This window comes from Kitasatospora sp. NPDC028961, assembly GCF_055564815.1.
The window spans coordinates 122,504-144,315 of record NZ_JBVHVO010000016.1 but is presented as its reverse complement, the minus strand read 5'-3'; the positions used below and the strand labels follow the sequence as shown (position 1 = coordinate 144,315).

The following is a 21,812-nucleotide window of genomic DNA, read 5'->3' as shown; positions in this document are numbered from 1 at the left end:
GGCGGTCGCGTGGTGGGGGTGGGGCCCGCGGGTGTCCGGCCGGAGCCGGTCAGATCCGGTAGCCGGAGCCCGGCACGGTGACGATCACCGGCGGGTCGCCGAGCTTGCGGCGCAGCGTCATCACGGTGACGCGCACGACGTTGGTGAACGGGTCGGTGTGCTCGTCCCAGGCCTTCTCCAGGAGCTGCTCGGCGGAGACCACGGCGCCGCCGGCCCGCATCAGCACCTCCAGGACGGCGAACTCCTTGGGAGCGAGCTGGACGGGCCGCCCGTCGCGGATCACCTCGCGGCGGCCGGGGTCGACGGAGATGCCGGCGCGCTCCAGCACCGGCGGCAGCGGGACGGTCGCGCGGCGGCCCAGCGCCCTTACCCGGGCGACGAGTTCACTGAAGGCGAAGGGCTTGGGGAGGTAGTCGTCCGCACCGATCTCCAGACCCTCGACCCGGTCGCTGATGTCGCCCGAGGCGGTCAGCATGATCACCCGGGTGGCCAGGCCCTGGTCGACCACGCTGCGGCAGACGTCGTCGCCGTGGACCAGTGGCAGGTCCCGGTCGAGCACCACCACGTCGTAGTCGTTGACCGCGATGCGCTGGAGCGCGGCCTCCCCGTCGTACACCACGTCGACGGCCATCGCCTCGCGGCGCAAGCCGGTGGCGACGGCCTCGGCGAGCAGCTGCTCGTCCTCGACGACGAGAACCCGCACGGTCGTTGTCCCTTCTCCAGGCCGGCCCCGGAAGCGGACGCGCGGCTCCGACGGTGCCTCCATCCTGCCTGGTCGTGCGGTAAAGCAGCGATAAGCTGCCCCGGAGGCAGGAGCGCCCGGGGGCGCGACCGCCGCCGCGACGACGGCCTCCGTCCCGATTCGTGCCGGGAACACTCCGCTTGGACTGTGACACGGGCAACTTTCTCGCCCGGGGAGGTTTCCCCGACCAGGGGCTGGGGAGGACAGCTGCACACCCGCGATCCGGCTGACGGCCGATCGCACCCACCCGCCGTGCGTTCATCCGCGCCGGCCCTGGGGCTGGGGCGTCACCGGGAGCGGCCGAGGGGCCGTCTCCGCGCCCGACCGGAGATCACGACCTACCGGATCGGACGCTTCCGCTGGCTACCACGATCCTGGGGCGGGGGACGCACGAACGTGCACGTCCGACACAGTAAGGGGGCCCGTATGGACGCCTTCACCGCCGGAATCCTGCAGCGCATAGCCAACGCCGAGCAGGACCTGCACCGCGCGATCGAGGCCGGGGACGAGTTCCTCGCCGAGGTGGAGCAGTCCGAGCTGGACGACCTCCGCCGACTCGCCGCCGAACACGGCGTCGACACGGTGCTGGAGCGCCACCGCAGCGCTGCCTGACCGACCTGCCGACCCGACGCCGGACTCCGGCACCAGCGGCCCTGTGGGGGCCGTGCGAAACCTCAAGCCCTGGCATTCCCCGTATGCCAGGGCTCTTCGCTGCCCGCCCCCCGGCCGGGGCGGGTCAGTCGGCCCAGGCGCGCAGCCGCGCCAGCCGCTCCTGGAGCGGCTCGTAGACCCCCGGCGCGGCCGCGACGGTCAGCTCGCCGTCCGGCCCCTCGCCGGGGCGGCCGCCGACCAGGGCGCCGGCCTCGGTGGCGATCAGACAGCCGGCCGCGCGGTCCCAGGGGGCCAGTCCGCGCTCGTAGTAGCCGTCCAGGCGCCCGGCCGCGACGTCGCACAGGTCAACGGCGGCGGCGCCGCCGCGCCGGATGTCACGGACTTCCGGCATCAGCGCGAGCAGCACCTCGGCCTGCCGGACGCGCACCGCCTGCACGTAGTTGAAGCCGGTGCCGATCAGCGCCTGCCCCCACGGCGGGGCCGGGCGGGCCGACACCGGCCGGCCGTCCAGCCGGGAGCCCCGGCCCAGCACCGCCTCGAAGAGCTCCCCGCGCGCGGGGGCGTAGACCACGCCGACGACCGCCCGGCCGTCCAGCTCGGCGGCCACGCTGACGGCCCAGGAGGGCAGCCCGTAGAGGTAGTTGACGGTGCCGTCGAGCGGGTCGACGACCCACCGGACCCCGCTGGTGCCGGGCCGCTCGGACCCCTCCTCTCCGAGGTAGCCGTCGTCCGGGCGGCGGGCGGCGATCAGCTCCAGGAGGAGCTTCTCGGAGGCGAGGTCCATCTCGGTCACCACGTCGACCGGGCTGCTCTTGGTGCCCGCGACCCCCAGGTCGGCGGGCCGGCTGTCGCGCAGCAGGGCGCCGGCCCGGCGGGCGGCGTCCAGGGCGACGTCGAGCAGTTCGTCCAGCAGGGCGGCGGGCGGGGCGGCGGGTCCGGGGCTGGGCACGGGGTCTCCTCGGTGCGGGGTCAGCGCTCGGCGGCGGCCGGGCGGGGGGCGCGCGGGTTCGGGCAGCAGGCCACCGCGCACACGTCGTGGCTGGGGCCGAGCGCGCCGAGGGCGCAGCGGCTCACGGGCGCGCCGCGTTCGGCGGCGGCCCGCTCCAGGACCAGTTCCCGCACGGCGGCGGTGAACCGGGGGTCGGCACCGACGGTGGCCGCCCGGGCGACCGGCAGGCCGAGCTCGGCGGCCTTCGCCACCGCCTCGGTGTCCAGGTCGTACTTGACCTCCATGTGGTCGGAGACGAAGCCGATCGGGACCATCACGACGGCGGGCGCGCCCTGCGCGTGCTGCGCCTCCAGGTGGTCGCAGATGTCGGGCTCCAGCCACGGGGTCTGCGGGGCGCCGCTGCGGCTCTGGAAGACCAGCTCCCAGGGGCGGTCGGCGACCCCGGTCCGCTCGGCGACGGCCGCCGCGATCAGCCCGGCGACGTCCAGGTGCTGGGCGACGTACGCGCCGCCCGGCCGGCCCCGGGCCGGGTCGTCCGGCGCGCCGGAGGTCTGCGCCATGGTGTCGGGGACGGAGTGCGTGGTGAACGCCAGCCGGGCGCCGGCCCGCACCGCCTCGGGCAGCCGCGCCAGCGCGGCCAGCGTGGCGTCGATCATCGGCTCGACGAAGCCGGGGTGGTTGTAGAAGTGCCGGAGCTTGTCGACCCGGAGTCCGGACAGCCCCTCCTCGGCGAGCCGGGCCAGCGCGTCGGCGAGGTTCTCCCGGTACTGGCGGCAGCCGGAGTAGCCGGCGTAGGCGCTGGTGGCGAGGACGGCGACACGGCGGTGCCCGTCGGCGGCGAGCTCGCGCAGGGTGTCGGTCAGGTAGGGCGCCCAGTTGCGGTTGCCCCAGTAGACCGGGAGGTCCAGCCCGTGCTCGGCGAAGTCCTTGCGCAGCGCGGCGAGCAGCTCGCGGTTCTGCTCGTTGATCGGGCTCACGCCGCCGAACATGAAGTAGTGCTTGCCCACCTCCTTGAGCCGCTCCTTGGGGATGCCGCGTCCCCTGGTGACGTTCTCCAGGAAGGGGACGACGTCCTCGGGGGCCTCGGGCCCGCCGAAAGAGAGCAGGAGCAGGGCGTCGTAGGGAGCGGCCCCGGTGGGTGAGGGATTGCGCACGTCGGACATGGGACCGATCCTGCCATTGAGGGGCCGGACCGCGACGCCGGGATCGCACCGGTGTCCGGAAAATACGGTTTGCCAAGGTACGTAAGCTGTGTAGTCCAGCCTCGTTCCTTACTCCTGCGGAGCTCCCGTGCTGTCCAGCTACCGCCAGATATTCGCCGCCCCCGGCACTCTGGCCTTTTCCACCACCGGCTTCGTCTCCCGGCTCCCGATCTCGATGACCGGCATCGGCATCGTGACCATGCTCTCCCAGCTGAGAGGCTCCTACGGGGTGGCGGGCCTGGTCTCGGCGACGCTGGCGGTGTCCGCGGCCGTGCTCGGGCCGCAGGTCTCCCGACTGGTGGACCGCCACGGACAGCGCCGGATCGTCCTGCCGGCCACCGCGGTCACCGTGCTGGCCGCCGTCGGCCTGCTGCTCTGCGCCCGGCTGGAGGCACCGGACTGGACGCTGTTCCTCTTCGCCGCGGGGATGGGCGTGATGCCGAGCACCGGCGCGATGGTCCGCGCCCGCTGGGCCCACCTCTACCGGGACGACGCGCCCAAGCTGCACACCGCGTACTCCTTCGAGGCCGTGGTCGACGAGATCTGTTTCATCGTCGGCCCGATCCTCTCGATCGGCCTGGCCACCGCCGTCTTCCCGGAGGCCGGGGTCCTGCTCGCCGGGCTCTTCCTCATGGTCGGCGTGGTGCTGTTCGCCGGGCAGCGCTCCACCGAGCCCCCGGTCCACCCGGCCGCCCGGCACGCCGGCAGCTCGGTGATCCGCAACCGCGGCCTCCAGGTACTGATCCTGACCTTCGTCGCGACCGGGGCGATCTTCGGCTCGGTCGAGGTCGTCACCGTCGCCTTCTCCGAGGCCCAGGGCCACAAGTCCGTCGCCAGCGTGATCCTGGCCCTGTGGGCGTTCGGCTCCTGCCTGGCCGGCGTGGTGTTCGGCACCCTCCGGCTCAAGGGCTCGATGGCCGCCCGGTTCTTCGGCGGCGTCCTGTTCATGGCCGTCAGCATGGTGCCGCTGCTGCTGGCCGCCGAGTCCGTGCGGGGCGTGGGCGGACTGATCGCGGTCGGCGCCGCCCTGCTGGTCGCCGGCATCGCCATCTCCCCCACCCTGATCACCGCGATGGCCCTGGTCGAACGGCTCGTCCCGGCCTCCCAGCTCACCGAGGGCATGACCTGGACCACCACCGGGCTCGCCCTCGGCGTCGCCCTCGGCTCCTCGGCCGGCGGCTGGGTGGTGGACGCCTCCGGCGCCGCCGCCGGATACTGGGTGCCGGTGACCGCCGGGGTGTTCGGCGTACTGACCGCCCTGGTCGGCCTGCGGCGCCTCGGAACGGGCCTGGCCGCCGCCTCGGCCGGGCAGCCGGCCGCCGAGACCGTAGACCTCGAACGGTGAACTGACTACTCTCCTGCCTACTCGCGGGTCCTACCCGCGGGTAGGGACACCCGGGCGGCCCCCACCGCCCGGGAGCGCGCCGACACCGTTCGGCCACGGAGCAGGAGGCACCGCATGCCCCAGGCCAGTACCGCACCCCGTACCCGCTGGACCAACTGGGCCGGGAACCAGAGCGCGCACCCCGCCAAGGTGGTCACGCCCGGCACGGCGGAGGAACTGGCCAAGGAGATCACCCGGGCCGCGGACCAGGGGCAGGGCGTCAAGGCGGTCGGCTCCGGCCACTCCTTCACCGCGATCGCCTCGGCCGAGGGCGGCGTCCTGGTCCGCCCCTACGCGATGACCGCCGTCCGCGCCATCGACCGCGAGGCCGGGACCGTCACCGTCGAGGCCGGCCTCCCGCTCGCCCGGCTCAACCGCGTGCTGGCCGCCGCCGGGCTCTCGCTCACCAACATGGGCGACATCGAGGTGCAGACGGTGGCCGGCGCGACCAGCACCGGCACCCACGGCACCGGCCGGGACTCCGGCTCGCTCGCCGCCCAGATCCGCGCCCTGGAGATCGTCCTCGCCGACGGCAGCGTCCGGCACTGCTCGCCCACCGAGGACCCGCGGCTCTTCCACGGCGCCCGGCTCGGCCTCGGCGCCCTCGGCGTGATCACCGCGGTGACCCTCGCCGTCGAACCGGCCTTCCTGCTCACCGCCCACGAGCAGCCGATGCGCTTCGACGAGGTGCTCGACCGGCTCGACGACCTCACCGCGGTGAACGAGCACTTCGAGTTCTACTGGTTCCCGCACACCGACCGCTGCTCCACCAAGCGCAACAACCGCAGCCAGGGTCCGGCCGCCCCGCTGCCCCGCTTCAAGAGCTGGCTGGAGGACGACTTCCTCTCCAACACGGTCTGGGAGGGCGCCTGCCGGGTCGGCCGGCGCTTCCCCCGCAGCGTCCCGACCATCGCCTCGCTGGCCAGCCGCGCCTGGTCGGACCGCAGCTACACCGACACCGCCCACAAGGTGTTCACCAGCCCGCGCAAGGTCCGCTTCACCGAGATGGAGTACGCGGTGCCGCGCGAGGAGCTGGCCGGGGTGCTGCGCGAGCTCAAGGCCATGATCGAGCGCTCCGACTGGCGGATCAGCTTCCCCGTCGAGGTCCGGTTCGCCCCCGCCGACGACCTCTGGCTCTCCACCGCGAGCGGCCGGGACACCGCCTACATCGCCGTCCACCTCTACCGGGGCACCGCCGAGCAGGGCTACTTCACCGAGGTGGAGAAGCTGATGACCGCCCACCGGGGCCGGCCGCACTGGGGCAAGCTGCACACCCGCGACGCCGGCTACCTCGCCGAGGTCTACCCGCACTTCGCCGACTTCACCGCGCTGCGCGACGAGGTCGACCCGCGGCGGGTCTTCGGCAACGACTACCTGCGGCGGGTCCTGGGCGCCTGACCGCCCTCAGCCGGCGGCCGGCCCGGTCGGCGCGGACGACCCGCCGGACGGACCTCCGGACGGACCGGTGGACGGACTGGCGGACGGACCGGTGGAGGGCGACCCGGACGGCGTCCCGCTCGGGCCCGCCGAGGGCGAGGCCGTGCCGCCGCTCCCCCTACTCGGGCTGCCGCCCGGGGCCGCCGGTTCCGAGGCCGCACCACCGCTCCCGGCCGACGGCGAGGGCGAAGCACCACCGGTGCCCCGCGACGGCCCGCCCGACGGCCCGCCCGAGTGATCGCCCGCCGGCGGGTCGGCCGGCTTGGGGGCGACCGTCCCGCCCAGCGAGGTGCCGCTGCCCGACTCCCCCTTCACCGTCGCCGAGACCGGCTGCCCGGTCGCCAGCTCGAAGGCGAGTATCGGCGTCATCGCCAGCACGAAGACCAACGCGGACACCGCCCCGTACGACTTCCAGGTCCAGCGCCGGCGCGCCCGCACCACCCGGGGTCCGTTCCACGCCGGGGAGATCACCGGCCCCCGCGTGTCGGAATCCGGCACCTGGCGCAACCCGTTCACCACCGGCCCCGGGCCGGTGCGGTCCACCGCCCCGCGCAGTTGCTCACCGGTGCGCCGGAAGACGTGCTGGAACACCGCACCGCCGGTGGTCGCGCCGATGCTGACCACGGCCGCGCCCAGAATGGTTCCGTAGACGCCGAGTTCGGAGGCGAGCAGGGCGCCCACCACGGTGGCCAGCGCACTCGCCGCGACCTGAGCCACACTCAGGTCAATTCGCCTGCGACCTTCCTTGCCGCCCTCCTCGGCGGGCTTCTGCTCCGGCATCGACATCCCTCGGTCAGTACGACTGGTCTTCGAACAAGTCACTCCATCTTGCCCAAAGAAGGACACAAGGGTCGAAAATGCGGTTCTGTGCGGGGGATATATGTGAAGATGATCACCGTGCATCGGTCGGCCGTCGGCCATTGGGGGTGCGCGCTCTTGAGATTCCCGTGAATCGCGGGAGACTTGAGCGGCGAGCCGCCCCTTTGGATGCCACGAATGGAGTACTGTTCGTAAAGCCTGAGCCTTGGGTCGACTTGTCGACTGCCTATCAACCGGCAGATTGACGAAGAGCCACGGAACAGGCACGCACGGCGACGCCCGTCCCGGATCGTCGCGTCACTGCGCGTGCGAGGACGGCCGGGACACCCAGGCGCGACGTCGACGGATGACGTGGCAAAAAGGCAACCGTGCCACAGCGGTGTGACCGGGCGTAAGCCCGACACGCCGGGGAACTCAGCAAGGTTGTGGCCAGTCGCGAGCGGGCAGGCCACACTCAGTACGGGAGCAGCGACGCAGGTGACGTCGGCAGGCACCACCCGGGAGGTAACCGTGCCCGAACTGCGGGTTGTGGCCGTCAGCAACGACGGCACACGGCTGGTGCTCAAGGCCGCCGACAGCACGGAGTACACCCTCCCCATCGACGAGCGGCTGCGCGCCGCCATCCGTGGTGACCGTCCACGCCTCGGCCAGATCGAGATCGAGGTCGAGAGCCACCTCCGCCCCAGAGACATCCAGGCGCGGATACGAGCCGGTGCCTCCGCCGAGGAGGTCGCGCAGGCGGCCGGTATCTCCGTGGACCGGGTCCGCCGCTTCGAAGGGCCGGTGCTCGCGGAGCGCGCCTTCATGGCCGAGCGGGCCCGCAAGACCGCGATCCGCCGCCACGGCGAGTCCTCCGGCCCCCAGTTGGGCGAGGCCGTCGCCGAGCGGCTCGCGCTGCGCGGCGCCGAGAAGGACACCGAGCGCTGGGACTCCTGGCGGCGCGACGACGGCACGTGGGAGGTCATCCTCTACTACCGGGCCGACGGCGAGGGCCGCAGCGCGTCCTGGACGTACGACCCGCCGCGGCGCCTGGTCCAGCCGAACGACGACGAGGCCCGCGCGCTGATCGGCGAGAACGTCGAGCGCGAGGAGGAGTCGGTCTTCCCGTTCATCCCGCGGATCGCCCGGCTCCCCCAGGAGCGGCCGCCCCGCCCGATGATCGACCGGCCCTCGGCCGACCGGATCATGTCCTCCCGCGAGGTGCGGGAGTCCCGGGAGGCCACCGCCGAGTCCCGTGACTCGCTGACCAGCCTGCTCGACGTGGTCCCCGCCTTCCGGGGCGACCTCGCCGTCGGCGCCGCTCCGATCGAACCGGCGCCGCCCGTCGAGGTCGCCGAGGAGACCGAGGAGCCCGCCGCCGCGGCCGCACCCGCGGTCGGCGCGGGCTCGGCGTACGCCGACATCCTGATGCCGCGTGCGGTCGCCCCGCACCGGGAGCGGCTGGTCGGCACCACGGACCGGCAGGCCGAGGCGGACGGTGTCCGGCCCGGGCGCCGGGCCACCGTGCCGAGCTGGGACGAGATCGTCTTCGGCAGCCGGCGCAAGAAGCAGGAGTAGGCAGACGTGGAACGAGGGGTGGGGGGGGGGGGGGGGGGCCCCCCCCCCCCCCCCCCACCCCTCTCCCGTTCCGTCGATCAGCCGGGCTGCCCGGTGACCGCCACCGGGCGGCTCTCGTCGCTCGACCACTCGCTCCACGAGCCCGGGTACAGCGCGGCCGGCAGCCCGGCCACCGCCAGGGCGAGGATCTGGTGGGCCGCCGTCACCCCGGACCCGCAGTACACCGCGGTCTCCCGCTCGGCGGCGCCCAGCGCGCGGAACCGCTCGGCCAGTTCGGCGGCCGGCCGGAACCGCCCGTCCGGGCCGACGTTCTCGGTGGTCGGCGCGGAGAGCGCCCCCGGCACGTGGCCGGCCCGCGGGTCGATCGGCTCGGTCTCGCCCCGGTAGCGCTCGCCCGCCCGCGCGTCCAGCAGCAGACCGGTCCGGGCCAGCGCGGCCGCGCCGTCCCCGTCGACCGTCGGCAACTGCCCGGGCACCGGCTTGAAGTCACCCGGCTCCGGGCTCTCCACCTCGGTGGTCACCGGCAGCCCGGCCGCCTGCCACGCGGCGAACCCGCCGTCCAGCACCCGCACGTCCGGGTGACCGGCCCAGCGCAGCAGCCACCAGGCACGCGCCGCCGCCAGCGAGGTCGCACCGTCGTACACCACCACCGGACGGTCGGCGCGGACCCCGAGGCGACGCAGCGCGGCGCCCAACTCCTCCGGGTCGGGCAGCGGGTGACGGCCACCGCGCCCGGGCGGCCCGGCCGGAGCGGCGAGGTCGGTGTCCAGCGCGACGAAGCCCGCACCGGGCAGATGGCCCGCCGCGTAGTCCTCGATGCCGGGAGGGCCGCCGAGCTGCCAGCGCACATCGAGCAGGACGGGCGGGCGCGCCGAGGCGAGCGCCTCCCGCAGGCCGGCCACCGACACCAGCGGGGAGTCATCGTGAGAGGTCGTCATGGCGGTCATTCTCGCGCAGCACCACCAACTCAACGCTCTTTGTGCGGTCTTTGCCGGACTTTCCGCGCGGCCCGAGGGTTCGGCGCGCGCCAGGGTGGAACCATCACCCTCACGTGCGCAGGTCCGTGCGCCGACCGCCCCGTGAGGAGGCCCGCATGCCCGCGGTGACACTCCGGCTGGCCCAGGGCACGCCGTGCTGGGTCAGCCTGATGACCGACGACCTGGCCGGCGCCCGCGCGTTCTACGGCGAGCTGCTCGACTGGACGTACACCCCCGGCCCCACCGAGCTCGGTGACTACGTCCGGGCCGAGTCAGGAGGTGCGCCGGTCGCCGGCCTCGGCGTCTCCGCGGTGCCCGGCTTCCCGGTGCAGTGGACCACCTACTTCGCGGTGGACAGCGCCGACCGGACGGCCCAACTGGTGCACGAGTGCGGCGGAACGGTGGCGGTCGGGCCGCTCCAGGCCGAGCGGGCCGGGCGGCTGGCGATCGCGGCCGACGTCTCCGGCGCGGTCTTCGGCCTCTGGCAGGGCGAGGAGCACATCGGCCGCGAGGCCGGACCCGAGCCCGGCGGACCGGCCTGGGCCGAGCTGCTCACGCCGGACGAGGAGGGCGCCGCGGTGTTCTACGGCGCGGTGCTCGGGCGGCCGGTGGCACCCGCCGGCGGCGAGTCGGCGCTGCTGGTGGACGGCCGGCCGGTGGCGGGCATCCGGCACGGCGCCGAGCTGCGCGGCCACCCGCCGCGCTGGCGAGTCCACTTCGCCGTCCAGGACGTCGAACTGACGGTCCGTCGGGCCATCCGGCTGGGCGGCCGGGTGTTGCTGGAGCCGCACGAGAGCGGGCGCGGACCGGTGGCGCGACTGGCGGACCCGCAGGGCGGGCACTTCTCGGTGCTGCAGGCGGGACTCCGGTAGGAGCGGGTCAGGCCTGCTGCTCCTCGAAGGGCAGCACGTCCGGGGAGAGCACCGAGACACGGGCGGTGGCGGCGGTCAGCCGGCGGCGGTGGTGCCGGCGGCAGAGCACCTCGTAGCCGACCTCGTCCTCGCGCACCGTGATGTCGCCGATCACGACCTGGGCGCCCTCGACCACCATCACGCCGCCCACCGTACGGGCGTTGTGGGTGGCCCGCGCGCCGCACCAGCAGAGCGCCTCGACCTGGAGGACCTCCACCCGGTCGGCCAGTTCGATCAGCCGCTGGGAACCGGGGAACAGCCGGGTGCGGAAGTCCGTGGTGATGCCGAAGGTGAAGACGTCGATGCCGAGTTCGTCCACCACCCGGGCCAGTTGGTCGACCTGCTCGGCGGCGAAGAACTGGGCCTCGTCGCAGATCAGGTAGTCCACCCGGCCGCCGGCCGAGAGCCGGTGCACGACGTGGGCGTGGAAGTCGAACTCGTCCGCCACCTCGACCGCCTCGGCCTGCAGGCCGAGCCGGCTGGAGATGGTGGCCGCGCCGGCCCGGTCGTTGCGGGTGAGGATGATCCCCTGCCGGCCGCGCGCGGCGTGGTTGTGGTCCATCTGCAACGCGAGCGTCGACTTCCCGCAGTCCATCGTGCCCGAGAAGAACACCAGTTCAGCCATGGGTGGTGCGAAGGCCTTTCACTTCAAGGGGGTTCACGTGCGGACTTCGAGCAGGGGCACGAACTGCTCGACCGGGGTCATCGAGCCGTGCAGACCGATCATCGCGGACTCGCCGGGCTCGTTGCGGGAGGCGGTCACCGCGACGTCGTCCCGGGCGGCGGCGACCACGTCGCCGATCCGCAGGTAGACCCGCTCGTCCACGGAGGGTCCGAACCAGCCTGCCGCGATCGCGTCGTCCCGGGTGGCCACCCACATCCGGTCGCCCAGCACCTCGCTCCAGACCGTGTACACGTCGGCGGCCGCGCCGGGCACCGCGTAGACGTGCCGGGCCCGGCCCTCGCCGCCGAGCAGGGCGACGCCGGCGCCCAGCTCCCAGTCCTCGTCGAAGTCGATCCGGTCCTCCGGAGCGATGTCGATCATGCCGTGGTCGGCGGTGACGTACATCGCCGACCGCGGCGGCAGCTGCTCGGCCAGGCGGCGGGCCAGGCGGTCCACCGCGTCCAGCGTCATCCGCCAGTCGTCGGAGTCCACCCCGAACCGGTGCCCCGCGCCGTCCAGCTCGCTCACGTAGGTGTAGACGAGGGCGCGGTCGTGCTCGGCCAGCCAGCGGGCGGCCTGGTCCATCCGCTCCTCGCCGGTGGTGCGGCCGAGGAAGCTGCCGCCGGAGAGCGCCACCCGGGTCAGCGGGGTCTGGGCGAACAGCGGCGAGGAGACCTGGGCGGTCGCCACCCCGGCGGCGTGCGTCTGCTCGAACACCGTCGGGTACGGCTGCCAGGTGTGCGGGGCGACCGGCGGCTGCCAGCGCAGCTGGTTCATCAGGTGGCCGGCGCCCGGCACCGCGACCGTGTAGCCCACCAGGCCGTGCAGGCCGGGCGGGGTCCCGGTGCCGACCGAGGCCAGCGAGGTGGCGGTGGTGGACGGGAAGCCGGCGGTCAGCGGGCGGCCGGTACCGGCGAGCGAGCTGCCGATCAGCGAGGAGAGGAACGGCGCGTACTCGGGGTGGCGCAGCAGCAGCTCCCAGCCGAGTCCGTCGACCAGGAAGACCACCACCCGGTCGGCCGGGGCGATCGGCAGTGCGGCGGTGAAGCCGGGCACGCCGAGTCCGGCCGCCACCGAGGGCAGCAGGTCACAGAGCGAGCCGCCGCCGTACAGGGGGGCCGGGGCGGCGGCGGGGTCGAGGATCTCGAAGGCGTCGTGGGCGTCGGGTGCGAAGGACATGGGTGAGAGGCTGACTTCCTGGCTTCCGGTGCGTCGGCTCAGACCCGCGGACCGTTGCTGATCGTGGCGTCGGAGAGCGCCCGGGCGAACACCAGGGCCTGGGCGACCGTCTCCGGGCCGTCACCCGCCTCGCTGACCCGCAGTGACAGGTCGTCAGCGGTGGCCGATCCGGTGTAGCCGTGGTCGGCCTCGCAGTTCGGGTCCGAGCAGCCGGCCGGCTCCAGGTCCAGGCGCTGCACGGCACCCCAGCCGATGGTCAGCACGACCTCGCGGGGCAGCGTGCCGGGGGTGTAGGTCTCCGGGTTGGCGACCATCCGGCTCACCACGACCGAGCCGATCCGGTCCAGCCGGACGCTCTCGGTGGAGGTGGTGGCGTAGGGCACCGCGGGGCCGGCCTCGCCGCCGGACTGCTCGTCGGTGTGGCTCACCACGAAACGGGTCGGGGTCAGCACCAGCACGGTGACGTGCCGGCGCACCTCGTTGGCGTCGAAGGTGGTCTCCTGGTGCACCAGGTAGGAGCTGATCGGCTCGGGACCCACCGCGGACTCGACCGCCTCGGACACCAGGGCCGGGTAGTAGCCGCTGCGCTCGATCGCCGAGCGCAGGTCCTGAGTGGTGGTGGTACCGGTCTTCGCCATAACTCCATCCTGGCATGGTCCGCCGACGAAGCGGGCGGCGCGGCGCCGAGCTTCCGGACGACAGCGCCCCCGGACAGGGCGCAACCAAGGAAGGTTACAGCGTGCTCATCGCGCGCGGGCCCAGATCGCTGCGGACGGGCAGGGGCGCGATCCGCACCCGCGCCCCCAGGATCGCCAGTCCGTGCGGGGCGACGACCACGGGTTCGAGGTCCACCGAGGCGACCTCCGGGAGATCGTCGACCAGCCGCGACACCCTCAGCAGCAGTTCCTCCAGCGCGGCGGTGTCCACCGCCTCGGCGCCGCGCCAGCCGAACAGCAGCGGGGCCGCCCGGACCTCGCGGATCAGACCGGCGACGTCCTGGTCGGTGGCGGGGACCAGACGGTGGGCAACATCACCGAGCAGCTCGGCCGGGGCGCCGGCCAGACCGAAGGAGAGGATCGCGCCCACCGCCGGGTCGACGGTGGCCCCGATCACGGTGTCCACACCGCGCGGGGCCAGGCGCTGCACGACGAGTTCGGCCTGGGCGGCCCCGCCGAGCAGCGCGTCCAGCTCGCGGTGGGCGCGGCGCAGCCCCGGCTCGCCGGTCAGGTCGAGGCGGACGCTGCCGAGGTCGGGGCGGTGGCGCAGGTGCGGGGCGGTCGCCTTGAGCGCCACCGGGTAGCCGAGCGTCGCGGCGGCGCGGACGGCGGACTCCTCGTCGGGCGCGGGCAGGGTCGGGGAGACGTCGATGCCGTAGTGCGCGAGCAGCGCGGTGGTGCCGGCCTCCGGCAGGGTGATCCGCGCACCGCCGGGCTGGGTGCGGGCGGCGATCGCGGTCCGGGTGCTGAGCGCCGCCTCGACCAGGTCGCGGGCGCCGCCCTCGTCGATCCGGTCCAGCTCCGGGACGCGGGCGGTCTCCTCCGCCTCGGCCGTCCGGCGCCGCCACTCGGCGTGGTGGACGGCGTGCGCGAGGGCGCGGACGGCGCGCTCCGGTGCCGGGTAGGCGGGGATGCCGCCCGGGCGGAGCCGGCTCGGCAGGTCGGTCAGCGCCAGGTGGGCGAGCACCAGCGGCTTGCCCAACTCCCTCGCGCGCTCGCCCGCTTCGAGCAGGGCGGCGGCGATCTCGGGGTCGTCGGAGCCCATCTCGGGATCGTCCGGGCCGGTCAGCCGGCCGCCCATGAAGGCGTGCGCGGAGGTGCCGATGGGCGGGATCGCGACGGCGATCACCGCGTCCACGGCCGGGTCCGCGAGTGCGACGTCCAGCGCGATCCGGAAGTTCTCGCCGGTGGCGGCCGTGGTGAGGTCGACCGGGGTGCGGGGGCGCAGACCGGCGCTGAGGCAGGCGTCGTGGGTGAGCAGGCCGAGCGAGTCGGAGTTGCCGACCACGGCGACCCGGTCGCCGGGCGGCAGCGGCTGGAGCGCGAGCAGCTCCCCGGTGTCGTACAGCTCGGTGATGGTCTCCACCCGGGTGACGCCGGCCTGCTCGAACAGGGCGTCGACGGTGGCGTCGCGCAGCCCGCTGGCGGTGACCGGGATGGCGTGGCCGGGCGGCAGGCTGCCGGTGTGGCGGGCGCCCTTGACGACCACGATCGGCTTGACGGCGGCGAGCCGGCGGGCGATCCGGGTGAACTTGCGGGGGTTGCCGAAGGACTCCAGGTAGAGCAGCACGACGTCGGTGGCCGGGTCCTCCGCCCAGTACTGGAGGAAGTCGTTGCCCGAGACGTCGGAGCGGTTGCCGACCGAGGCGAAGGAGGAGACGCCGAGGCCCCGGCGGTGGGCGGCCTCCAGCAGGGCGACGCCGATCGCGCCGGACTGGCAGAAGATGCCGAAGCCGCCCCGGCGCGGCAGGACGGGTGCGAGCGAGGCGTTGAGCGGGAGCGCGGGGTCGGTGTTGATCAGGCCGAAGGCGTTCGGGCCGATCACCCGCATGCCGGCCGCCCGGGCCTGGCGGACCAGGGCGCGCTGGCGGTCGCGGCCCTCCGGGCCGGTCTCGGCGTAGCCGGCGGTGACCACCACCAGGCCCTGCACGCCGTGCGCGCCGCAGTCGGCGACGGCGGCGGGGACGGCGGCGGCCGGGACGGCGATCACGGCGAGGTCCACCGGGCCGGGGATCTCCAGCACCGAGCGGTGCACCGGGACGCCGTCCAGCGTGGTGCCGGGCGGGGCGTTGCGGTTCACCGCGTAGACGCGGCGGTCGTCACCGTGCGGCAGCCCGCCGAGCAGGTCCCGCAGGATCGCCCGGCCGACGGTCTGCGGGTGGCGGGAGACGCCCACCACCGCGACCGAGCGCGGGGTGAGCAGCCGCTGCACGGACCGCGCCTCGGCCCGGTGCTCGCGCGCCCGCATCACGGCCAGCGAGGCGGCGGTCGGCTCCAGGTCGAACTCCAGGTGGACCACACCGTCCGCGAAGCTGCGGTGCTGGGTGTAGCCGGCGTCGGTGAAGACCTTCACCATCTTGCGGTTCTCCGGCAGCACCTCGGCCTGGAAGCGGCGGATGCCGCGCTCCTGGGCCACCGCGGCGATGTGTTCCAGCAGCGCGGAGGCGACCCCGCGGCCCTGGTGGGCGTCCTGCACCAGGAACGCCACCTCGGCGTCGGTGCCGGTCTCCGAGGGGCGGCCGTCGGCGTCGATCCGGTCGTAGCGGACGGTGGCGATGAACCGGTCGCGGACCACCACGGCGAGGCCGACCCGGTTCACGAAGTCGTGGTGGGTGAAGCGGCGGACGTCCTTGTCGGAGAGCCGCGGGTAGGGCGCGAAGAAGCGGAAGTACTTGGACTGGTCCGACACCTGCTCGTAGAACTCGACCAGCCGGCCGGCGTCGGCGGGCGTGATCGGCCGGATCCGGGCCGTGCCGCCGTCACGCAGCAGGACGTCGGCCTCCCAGTGCTGCGGGTAGTCCGCGTCCTGGGACTGCCGGGGCTGGGGAGCCGGCCGGTTCTGCGGATCCTGCGGGGTCTGCTCGGGGTGCGGTACCGCGGAGTCGTCCACATTCGTCAGGTTATCCGGCGGCGAGCCGAATGGCGCCGGACGTGTCGTCGCGGCAGGGTGGAGACGGCCACTGGCCGGGGGTTATGCCCCCGAAAGAAACAATCACAAGTCCTGAACGCGGCGGCTCGCAGGGGTTGCCTGCGTGCAACACTGGTCTAGACAACATGGTCGAAGGAACCCCCCTGCCCCGGCCATGACCAGCTTCACCGGAAAGGCACGTCTCATGGCTGAGCGCCGCGTCACCATCGGTTGGGCCGAGGGCCTGCACGCCCGTCCCGCCTCCGTCTTCGTCCGGGCCGTCACGGCCACCGGCGTGCCGATCACCATCGCCAAGCCCGGCGGCACCCCGATCAACGCCGCCTCCATGCTCGGCCTGCTCGGCCTCGGCGCCCAGGGCGGCGAGGAGGTCATCCTCGCCTCCGACGCCGAGGGCGCGGACGAGGCCCTGGACCGCCTCGCCCAGCTGGTCCAGGAAGGCCTCGACGAGCTGCCGGCCGCCGCCTGAGCGAGTAGTCGAATACAGAACCGCCCGGCAGTCATAGCACCGCCGGGCGTTTCTGTTCGCGTATTCGATCGCGTCGATACCATCGAGCGAACTTCGGGCCGTTCGACCCGCTCGAACGGCAGGCCGCACAGATGCTCGCCGCATGACGTTCCTCGACCTTGAGCGCCCCGACCACGCCTACATGTTCGCCTTCCTCCAGGCGGACGGACACCTCAGCCGGCAGTCCCGCAACCGGGGCCGGCTCAGTGTCGAACTCTCCGCCTGCGACGCCCCGGTCCTTGAGGAGTTCCAGCGGCTCTGCCCGTACAACAGCAGCATCCGCCACCGGACGCGCAGCACGAACTTCAAGGCGGACCACACCTCGGTGACGTGGACGGTCTGCGCTCGCGAGTTCCGGGAGGAACTGCAGGTACTCGGACTGCCGGTGGGCCGGAAGTCCGACATCGTCGGACCCCCGGGTGCGCTGTTCTCCGAGCGGGACTACCTCCGAGGCCTGATCGACGCCGACGGTTCGGTGGGCGTCACGGCCAAGGGACTCCCCTTCATCAGCTTCACCACCCGGAGTGACGATCTTGCCGCGTTCTGCTCCGGCTACGTCGAGCGGCTCTGTGGCGCGCGGCGAACGCTCAACCGGAACAAGCGGGACGCGGTCTACAACATCCTCTACACCAAGGAGAACGCACTGGCGGTCTCCGCCGACCTCTACTATTCCGGGTGCCTGGCGATTCCCCGCAAACTGGCGAGCGCCGAACGGGCGGCCGCCTGGATCCGCCCTGCCGACATGGCGGTGGCACCGCCGAGACGACGGTGGACACCGCAGGAGGACGACGTGCTCTTGCGGGCGCCGAGCCTCGACGCCGTCGCCGTCCAGCTCGGACGCACCCGCACGAGCTGCAGCCTTCGCAAGTGGCGGCTCGTCGGTCCTGAGCGGGCGCGAGCACGAATCCGGTAGCCCGGACAACGAGGCGGGCCCGGCTCATGTCCGGGCCCGCCTCGTACCGGGTCAGCCCTTGATGCAGATGACCTGCTTGATCTGGGCGACGATCTCGACCAGGTCGCGCTGCTGCTCCATGACCTTTTCGATCGACTTGTACGCACCGGGAATCTCGTCGACGACGCCACTGTCCTTGCGGCACTCCACTCCCCGGGTCTGCTCTTCCAGATCCCGGACGGTGAATCGCTTCTTCGCCGCCGAGCGGCTCATCTTGCGACCGGCCCCGTGGGAGGCCGAGTTGAACGCCGCCGTGTTCCCGAGGCCACGGACGATGAAGGAACTCGTCCCCATCGAGCCGGGGATGATCCCGTACTCGCCGCTCCCGGCGCGGATCGCCCCCTTACGGGTGACCAGCAGATCGACACCGTCGTACCGCTCCTCCGCCACGTAGTTGTGGTGGCAGCTGATCACCCCGTCGAAAGCGACCTTCTTCCGGGCGAACTCTCGGCGCAGCACGTCCTGGAACATCGCCATCATGACGGCGCGGTTGTTCTTCGCGTACTCCTGCGCCCAGTACAGGTCCTGCCGGTAGGCCGCCATCTGCGGGGTGTCCGCGATGAACACCGCAAGGTCTCGATCGACCAGACCCTGGTTGTGCGGGAGCGAACGGGCCACACCCATGTGGTACTCGGCCAGCTCCTTGCCGATGTTTCGCGATCCGGAGTGCAGCATCAGCCACACCGCGCCCGTCGTATCGAGGCACAGCTCGATCATGTGGTTGCCGGACCCCAGCGTCCCCATCTGCTGCATGGCCCGCTCGCGGCGCCACTTGACCTCGTGGGCCACGCCGTCGAACCGCTCCCAGAAGTCGTCCCAGCCCGCCGTGGCGAAGCCGTGGAGCTTCGTCGGGTCGACCGGGTCGGTGTGCAGGCCGCGGCCGACCGGGATGGCCTGCTCGATCTTGGAGCGCAGTCGCGAGAGGTCGTCGGGCAGGTCCCCGGCCGTGAGCGAGGTCTTGACGGCGCTCATCCCGCAGCCGATGTCGACGCCGACGGCCGCCGGGCAGACGGCGCCCTTCATCGCGATCACGGAGCCGACCGTCGCGCCCTTGCCCAGGTGGACGTCGGGCATCACGGCGAGGCCGTGCAGCCAGGGCAGCGAGCTGATGTTGCGCAGCTGCTGCATGGCCTGGCCCTCGACGGTGGCCGGGTCGGTCCACATCCGGATCGGCACGCGGACGCCGGGTACCTCGGTGTACGACATGGTTGAACGACCTCCAAAGGTCGGCTGGTTCAAGCCTAGGTGGGGTGCCGCGCGAAGAGTCCCGGCGCGGCTCGGGGAAGTTCCGGGGGTGGGGCTCAGACGCCCTGGGCACAGCGGGAGAACGGCCTTGGGGAGCGTCGTGCAGTTCGCTCGACCCGCATGGTGACCGCCTCCTCCCGTTCGTGTGTGCCGGGGAACATCTACCCACGCGGCGCCCGGGGCCCGCAACGGGATAAAACGCGGGGGCCCGGTGGAGCGGAGTGCTCCACCGGGCCCCAGCCCGTACCGGGGGGATCAGGCGCTGATCAGGCGGTGATCACGGTGACCTCGCCGATGCCCAGCTCGCGCACCGGGTCGGCGATCGTGGCGGCGTCGCCGACCAGGACGGTGACCAGGCGGTCCGCCGGGAACGCCGCGACGACGGCCTCGGTGGCCTCCGCCGTCGGCAGCTCGGCGAGCCTGCGATAGACCTCGGCCTGGTAGTCGTCCGGCAGGTCCTGCTCGACCTGGTCGGCCAGCGTGCCGGCGACGGAGCCCGCGGTCTCGTACTTCAGCGGGGCCACGCCGACCAGGAACTGCACGGCCTCGTCGCGCTCCGCGTCGGTGAGGCCCTCGGCGGCGAGGGTCCGCAGGATGGTCCAGGTGTCGGCGAGCGCCGGCGCGGTGGACGCGGTGTCCACCGAGCCGCTGATCGCGATCAGCGCACGGCCGGAGCCGTCGGCGGCGGAGCGCAGCGGCTGGGCGAACGCCCGGACGCCGTAGGTGTAGCCCTTCTCCTCGCGCAGGACGCGGTCCAGGCGGGAGGTGAGGGTGCCGCCGAGGCAGTAGGTGCCGAGGATCTGGGCGGCCCAGGCCGGGTCGTGGCGGTCCGGGCCGACGCGCCCGATGAGCAGTTGGGTCTGGACCGAGCCGGGGCGGTCGACGATGACGACGCGGCCGGTGTCGTCGCCGGTCACCGGGGCGTGCACGGTGGGCTCCGCGGTGGTGCCGGTCCAGGTGCCGAGGGTGGCCTCCAGGAGCGCGGGCAGGTCGGTGCCGGTGAGGTCGCCGACCACCACGACGGTGGTGGTGGAGGGGCGGACGTGGGCGTCGTAGAAGGCCTTGACGGCCGCCCGGTCGATGGACTTGACCGTGTCGGCGGTGCCGCCGCGGGGGCGGGAGAGCCGGTCGGCGCCGTCGAAGAGCTCGGCGTAGAGGGCCTTGGCGGCGCGGCGGGCGGGGTTGGCCGCCTCGTGGACGAGCTCGTCGAGCCGGTTGGCGACCAGGCGCTCGATCTCGTCCTCGGGCAGCGCGGGCGCGCGCAGCGCGTCGGCGAGCAGGCCGAGGCCGCGCTGGAGCCGGGAGGCCGGCACCTCCAGGGAGACCCGGAGGCCGGGGTGGTCGGCGTGCGCGTCGAGGGTGGCGCCGGCCCGCTCCAGTTCGGCGGCGAACTCCTCGGCGGTGAGGGTGTCGGTGCCCTCGTTGAAGGCGCGGGCCAGGATGGTGGCGATGCCGTCGAGGCCCTCCGGCTCGGCCGCGAGCGGGACGTCGAGCTGGACCTCGACGGCGACGAGCTGCTGGCCGGGGCGGTCGCAGTGCAGGACGGTGATGCCGTTGCCGAGGGCGGCGCGCTCGGGGGCGGGGAACGCCCACGGCTCCGCGGTGCCGGGCTCGGGCTTGGGGTGGAACGTCATGGCGGGGACGTAGTCGGTGCTCATGCGGCAGCGCCCTCCTCTTCGGTGGCGTCGGTGGCGGTCTCGTCGGCGTCGGTGTCGTCGCCGGTGGTGGGCTCGTAGACCAGGACGGCCCGGTTGCGCGGGTGCAGGCGGGCCTGGGCGACGGCCTGGACCTCCTCCGCGGTGACGTCGAGCACCTTGGCCAGGGCGCTGCCCAGCAGCTTCGGGTCGCCGAACAGGACGGCGTAGCGGCAGAGTTCGTCGGCGCGGCCGGAGACGGTGGTGAGCCGGTCGAGCCACTCGCGCTCGATCTGGGCCTGGGCGCGCTCCAGTTCGGCGGCGGTGGGCCCCTCCGCGGCGAAGCGGGCGAGCTCCTCGTCGACGGCGGCGTCGATCTGCTCGATGGTGGCGTCGCCGGAGGTCTTGACGTCGAGCCAGCCGAGGCTGGGGGCGCCGGCGAGGCGGAGCAGGCCGAAGCCGGCGGCGACGGCGGTGCGGTCGCGGCGCACGAGGCGGTTGTAGAGGCGGCTGGACTCGCCGCTGCCGAGGATGGTGAGGGCCAGGTCGGCCGCGTCGGCCTCGCGGGTGCCGTCGTGCGGGAGCCGGTAGGCGGCCATCAGGGCGCGGGACGGGACGTCCTCGTGGATGTGCTCGCGGATCTCCCGGCCGAAGGTGTCGGGCAGGGTGCCGTCGCGCGGGGGCTGCTTGCCGTCGTGGCCGGGGATGGAGCCGAAGTACTTCTCCACCCAGGCGATGGTCTGCTCGGGGTCGATGTCGCCGACGACGGAGAGGACGGCGTTGTTCGGCGCGTAGTACGTGCTGAAGAACGCGCGGGCGTCCTCCAGGGTGGCGGCGTCGAGGTCGGCCATGGAGCCGATGGGGGTGTGGTGGTACGGGTGGCCGTCGGGGAAGGAGAGCGCGGTGAGCTTCTCGAAGGCGGTGCCGTAGGGCACGTTGTCGTAGCGCTGGCGGCGCTCGTTCTTGACGACGTCGCGCTGGTTCTCCATGGACGTGTCGTCCAGGGCGGCGAGCAGCGAGCCCATCCGGTCGGCCTCCAGCCAGAGGGCGAGCTCCAGCTGGTGGGCGGGCATGGTCTCGAAGTAGTTGGTGCGCTCGAAGCTGGTGGTGCCGTTGAGCGATCCGCCGGCGCCCTGCACGAGCTCGAAGTGGCCGTTGTTCGAGACGCTGGCGGAGCCCTGGAACATGAGGTGCTCGAACAGGTGGGCCAGACCGGTACGGCCCTTCACCTCGTGGCGGGAGCCCACGTCGTACCAGAGGCAGACGGCGGCAACCGGGGTGAGGTGGTCCTCGGAGAGGACGACGCGCAGGCCGTTGGCCAGGCGGTGCTCGGTGATGGCGATGGCAGCGCCAGTTCCTCCGGTGGAGGCGGATGCGGGGGCCGGGTTGGCCATGCGC

At 73.4% G+C, this 21,812-nt stretch carries 19 protein-coding genes; 7 read left to right on the top strand and 12 right to left on the bottom strand.

Features of this window, described 5'->3' with window-relative positions:
* Positions 1 to 49: 49 nt before the first annotated feature.
* Entirely contained in the window at positions 50 to 703 is a 654-nt protein-coding gene (locus ACZ4UX_RS25175; RefSeq protein WP_329489897.1) for a response regulator transcription factor, read from the bottom strand.
* Positions 704 to 1,168: 465 nt separating this feature from the next.
* On the opposite strand from ACZ4UX_RS25175, the gene ACZ4UX_RS25170 reads away from it, so the two are divergent.
* Positions 1,169 to 1,354 carry a hypothetical protein gene (locus ACZ4UX_RS25170; protein ID WP_329489896.1) on the top strand — a complete coding sequence of 62 codons (186 nt, stop codon included), beginning with the start codon at positions 1,169 to 1,171 and terminating at the stop codon, positions 1,352 to 1,354.
* A gap of 124 nt (positions 1,355 to 1,478) precedes the next feature.
* Here ACZ4UX_RS25170 and ACZ4UX_RS25165 read toward each other — a convergent pair whose 3' ends face one another.
* Together ACZ4UX_RS25165 and ACZ4UX_RS25160 are read right to left on the bottom strand one after the other, a co-directional pair.
* Positions 1,479 to 2,303 (bottom strand): inositol monophosphatase family protein, encoded by an 825-nt coding sequence (locus ACZ4UX_RS25165; protein ID WP_465708313.1) that lies wholly within the window; start codon positions 2,301 to 2,303, stop codon positions 1,479 to 1,481.
* Between the two features lie 20 nt (positions 2,304 to 2,323).
* Positions 2,324 to 3,466 (bottom strand): ferrochelatase, encoded by a 1,143-nt coding sequence (locus tag ACZ4UX_RS25160; protein WP_465708312.1) that lies wholly within the window; start codon positions 3,464 to 3,466, stop codon positions 2,324 to 2,326.
* A 127-nt stretch (positions 3,467 to 3,593) separates the two neighbouring features.
* Here ACZ4UX_RS25160 and ACZ4UX_RS25155 point away from each other — a divergent pair, with 127 nt between their 5' ends.
* Positions 3,594 to 4,850, top strand: coding sequence for an MFS transporter (locus tag ACZ4UX_RS25155; RefSeq protein ID WP_329489893.1), 1,257 nt, complete (start codon positions 3,594 to 3,596; stop codon positions 4,848 to 4,850).
* A 114-nt stretch (positions 4,851 to 4,964) separates the two neighbouring features.
* Positions 4,965 to 6,287, top strand: coding sequence for a D-arabinono-1,4-lactone oxidase (locus ACZ4UX_RS25150; RefSeq protein ID WP_359840084.1), 1,323 nt, complete (start codon positions 4,965 to 4,967; stop codon positions 6,285 to 6,287).
* A 6-nt stretch (positions 6,288 to 6,293) separates the two neighbouring features.
* Here the strand turns inward: ACZ4UX_RS25150 and ACZ4UX_RS25145 are convergent, their stop codons facing one another.
* Positions 6,294 to 7,106, bottom strand: a complete 813-nt coding sequence (locus tag ACZ4UX_RS25145) for a hypothetical protein (RefSeq protein ID WP_465708311.1) — start codon at positions 7,104 to 7,106, stop codon at positions 6,294 to 6,296.
* Between the two features lie 516 nt (positions 7,107 to 7,622).
* On the opposite strand from ACZ4UX_RS25145, the gene sepH reads away from it, so the two are divergent.
* Positions 7,623 to 8,702: a septation protein SepH gene (sepH, locus tag ACZ4UX_RS25140; protein WP_465708310.1), complete on the top strand. Its 1,080-nt coding sequence runs from the start codon at positions 7,623 to 7,625 to the stop codon at positions 8,700 to 8,702.
* A 77-nt stretch (positions 8,703 to 8,779) separates the two neighbouring features.
* On the opposite strand, the gene ACZ4UX_RS25135 is transcribed toward sepH, so the two are convergent.
* Positions 8,780 to 9,640 (bottom strand): sulfurtransferase, encoded by an 861-nt coding sequence (locus ACZ4UX_RS25135; protein WP_352294205.1) that lies wholly within the window; start codon positions 9,638 to 9,640, stop codon positions 8,780 to 8,782.
* A 155-nt stretch (positions 9,641 to 9,795) separates the two neighbouring features.
* Here ACZ4UX_RS25135 and ACZ4UX_RS25130 point away from each other — a divergent pair, with 155 nt between their 5' ends.
* Entirely contained in the window at positions 9,796 to 10,551 is a 756-nt protein-coding gene (locus ACZ4UX_RS25130) for a VOC family protein (RefSeq protein WP_380388608.1), read from the top strand.
* 7 nt (positions 10,552 to 10,558) lie between these two features.
* Here the strand turns inward: ACZ4UX_RS25130 and ACZ4UX_RS25125 are convergent, their stop codons facing one another.
* The 4 genes from ACZ4UX_RS25125 to ACZ4UX_RS25110 all read right to left on the bottom strand — a co-directional run bounded on the left by ACZ4UX_RS25125 (position 10,559) and on the right by ACZ4UX_RS25110 (position 16,039).
* A complete protein-coding gene (locus ACZ4UX_RS25125; protein WP_329489887.1) occupies positions 10,559 to 11,215 on the bottom strand; it encodes a thymidine kinase in 657 nt (218 codons plus the stop codon).
* 33 nt (positions 11,216 to 11,248) lie between these two features.
* Positions 11,249 to 12,433 carry an alkaline phosphatase family protein gene (locus ACZ4UX_RS25120; RefSeq protein WP_352294209.1) on the bottom strand — a complete coding sequence of 395 codons (1,185 nt, stop codon included), beginning with the start codon at positions 12,431 to 12,433 and terminating at the stop codon, positions 11,249 to 11,251.
* Positions 12,434 to 12,471: 38 nt separating this feature from the next.
* Positions 12,472 to 13,071 (bottom strand): DUF5998 family protein, encoded by a 600-nt coding sequence (locus ACZ4UX_RS25115; protein WP_329489885.1) that lies wholly within the window; start codon positions 13,069 to 13,071, stop codon positions 12,472 to 12,474.
* Between the two features lie 94 nt (positions 13,072 to 13,165).
* Complete coding sequence (locus ACZ4UX_RS25110) at positions 13,166 to 16,039, bottom strand: bifunctional acetate--CoA ligase family protein/GNAT family N-acetyltransferase (protein WP_465708309.1); 2,874 nt, start codon at positions 16,037 to 16,039, stop codon at positions 13,166 to 13,168.
* A 223-nt stretch (positions 16,040 to 16,262) separates the two neighbouring features.
* Here ACZ4UX_RS25110 and ACZ4UX_RS25105 point away from each other — a divergent pair, with 223 nt between their 5' ends.
* Both ACZ4UX_RS25105 and ACZ4UX_RS25100 read left to right on the top strand, forming a co-directional pair.
* On the top strand, positions 16,263 to 16,544 hold the full coding sequence (locus ACZ4UX_RS25105; RefSeq protein ID WP_352294211.1) for an HPr family phosphocarrier protein: 282 nt from the start codon (positions 16,263 to 16,265) through the stop codon (positions 16,542 to 16,544).
* A 142-nt stretch (positions 16,545 to 16,686) separates the two neighbouring features.
* A complete protein-coding gene (locus tag ACZ4UX_RS25100; protein WP_465708308.1) occupies positions 16,687 to 17,496 on the top strand; it encodes an LAGLIDADG family homing endonuclease in 810 nt (269 codons plus the stop codon).
* A gap of 51 nt (positions 17,497 to 17,547) precedes the next feature.
* Here ACZ4UX_RS25100 and ACZ4UX_RS25095 read toward each other — a convergent pair whose 3' ends face one another.
* The 3 genes from ACZ4UX_RS25095 to ACZ4UX_RS25085 all read right to left on the bottom strand — a co-directional run bounded on the left by ACZ4UX_RS25095 (position 17,548) and on the right by ACZ4UX_RS25085 (position 21,808).
* Entirely contained in the window at positions 17,548 to 18,741 is a 1,194-nt protein-coding gene (locus tag ACZ4UX_RS25095) for an RtcB family protein (protein WP_465708307.1), read from the bottom strand.
* A 305-nt stretch (positions 18,742 to 19,046) separates the two neighbouring features.
* Entirely contained in the window at positions 19,047 to 20,414 is a 1,368-nt protein-coding gene (locus ACZ4UX_RS25090; RefSeq protein ID WP_352294251.1) for a M16 family metallopeptidase, read from the bottom strand.
* Between the two features lie 20 nt (positions 20,415 to 20,434).
* Positions 20,435 to 21,808 (bottom strand): M16 family metallopeptidase, encoded by a 1,374-nt coding sequence (locus ACZ4UX_RS25085; protein WP_352294214.1) that lies wholly within the window; start codon positions 21,806 to 21,808, stop codon positions 20,435 to 20,437.
* Between the last annotated feature and the right edge of the window lie 4 nt (positions 21,809 to 21,812).